This is a genomic window from Nocardia farcinica, assembly GCF_029867845.1.
Classification (GTDB): Bacteria; Actinomycetota; Actinomycetes; order Mycobacteriales; family Mycobacteriaceae; genus Nocardia; species Nocardia farcinica_A.
This window is the reverse complement of sequence record NZ_JARWRU010000298.1, coordinates 1-1,881: the sequence shown is the minus strand read 5'-3', so window position 1 is coordinate 1,881 and position 1,881 is coordinate 1. Positions and strand designations below refer to the sequence as shown.

At 70.3% G+C, this 1,881-nt stretch carries 2 protein-coding genes; both read right to left on the bottom strand.

All coding sequences use genetic code 11. From position 1 onward, the window contains the following. Positions 1 to 28: 28 nt before the first annotated feature. Positions 29 to 1,249, bottom strand: a complete 1,221-nt coding sequence (locus QH283_RS06470) for a hypothetical protein (protein WP_280502103.1) — start codon at positions 1,247 to 1,249, stop codon at positions 29 to 31. Beyond that, on the bottom strand, positions 1,243 to 1,881 hold a 639-nt coding region (locus QH283_RS06465; protein ID WP_280502102.1), incomplete at its 5' end, for a hypothetical protein. The genes QH283_RS06470 and QH283_RS06465, both read right to left, overlap by 7 nt.

Below are 1,881 nucleotides of genomic sequence, written 5' to 3'. Positions count from 1 at the left end.
ACCCGCCCTACCCGGGCGGGGGGGGCGGCTACACCCCCCCCGCATTGGGGCCCTTGGCGCCGCGCGCGGCCGCCGCGACCTGGGTGCCGCCCGCGGCCGTGAGACCGGAGCCGCCGGAGCCGACGATGGCCACCGCCGGGGTCACCAGGCGCATCAAGGCAGGCAGCACGAAGGCGACCGAGCACAGCAGCACGATGGCCACCAGCATGCGCTGCGCCTGTTCGCCGTCCGGCATCGCCGAGGTGGCCAGACCGTCGACATGACCGGCGGTGGTGAAGGCGATCATGTACACGATCGCGGCCACCGGCTTCCACAGCATGAAGGCGATGATCCAGCCGACCAGCTTCTGGTAGGACTGCTTGCCCACGTTCATCCCCGAGGCGGCGGCCGCCAGCGGCAGCACGCCCGCGGCGATGATGAGCAGGCCCTGGCGCACGATGGCGAGCACGATCTGCGCCAGCGCGCCCAGCAGGCCGACGATGGCGATGATGAGCACCAGACCGGGCGAGAAGGCCTGCAGCGCACTGGTCTTGACCATCAGCTCGGCCATGTCCTTGGCGTTGCCGTTGGTGGAGTCCTCGATGATCCACTCGGCGAAGCGGTCCGAGGCCTGGGTGCCCGCCACGATCACCGCGCCGAGCATCCAGGAGCTGAACACCACACGGGCGAACATGCGGAACGATTCGGCCGCCTCGCTCACCGCGGCGCCGCGCCGCGCCTCGGCCAGCCGCGCGCCGGTCAGGATGATCGAGGCGATCAACAGCAGTATCTGGATCTGATAGGTGTAGTCGTTGATCTTGGTGAACAGCGAACCGCCGTCACTGGCGGCCTCGTTGGGCACCTTCATCCAGAACGTCAACGCCAGGATGATGGCCTCGCCGAGGCCGTTCATCAGCGAGTCCACCACGCTGCCGAAGGTGGAGTCCCACGCCTTGTCCTTGACCGCGCTCGCGGCGTCCCCGGGATGGGAGGCCACATTGCCCGCCTTGCACACCGCCGAGGCGGCGTCGCCCAGCGAGATGCCGGGCAGGCCGACGCCGTCGAGGGTGTCGTGGATCTCGTTGCAGGTCTCGTCGAAACCGTAGGTCTGGCCGTAGGCCACCGTCGGCGTGGCCATCATGACGGTGAAGACCACCGCCATGATGGTCATGAGCTTGCGCATCAACGTGTTCGCTCCTCGGGGCTCGGCCGGTCCGGGATCGCGCTCGGCCTCCGCCGCGCGTGGCGCTGTCTTGTCCAAGGTCACCATGTCGTCCACCCCGCAAGCGATTCGATGTATTCGGTCCGGCTGCCCTCGACGGTGGCCGGCTTGAGCCGCCAGTCACCGGCCTCCCACACCATCACCAGGCGCAGGGCGACCCACAGTTGCCTGCCGTCGACGACCTGTCCGCGCGAGGCGAACCGGACGACGGCCAGATCGTCGGCGTAGCTCTCGACCTGGAAGGCGTCGGGAGCGACGAAGTAACGGGTGATCCGCTCGGGCTGTTGCGCGGGCAGCCGGTTCTGGTCCATGGCGCGGTCGTACTCGGCCAGCTGCTGCGCCGACGCCCGCACCTGGGTGACGTACAGCTCCCGGTCGGCCGGCCGCGCGTTGAGCCGGTAGGTGATCTGCGCGGCCGCGAGCACCGCGCCCTGCGGCGTGTGCGCGTAGCCGACCGCCTGCCCGTTCTCGATGCGGGCCGGCCCGTCGGAGGTGGAGAACGGCACCGAGGCCCCGTACACCCGCTGCCAGCCGCGCGGCTGGTCGAGCCCCGCCGGCCGCCCGGTCAGCCAGTCCGGGTCCGACGGCTTGCGCTGCGCCGCCGGGTCCTGCGGAAGCGGTTGTCCCGCGGGGTTGTTCGGAACGTCCACGCGCCTGCCGAACAGATCGACCTCCGGGCT

Bases quoted from the DNA above. Each gene is read 5' to 3' on its own strand.
- QH283_RS06470 (WP_280502103.1), bottom strand. From the start codon at position 1,249: ATGGTGACCTTGGACAAGACAGCGCCACGCGCGGCGGAGGCCGAGCGC.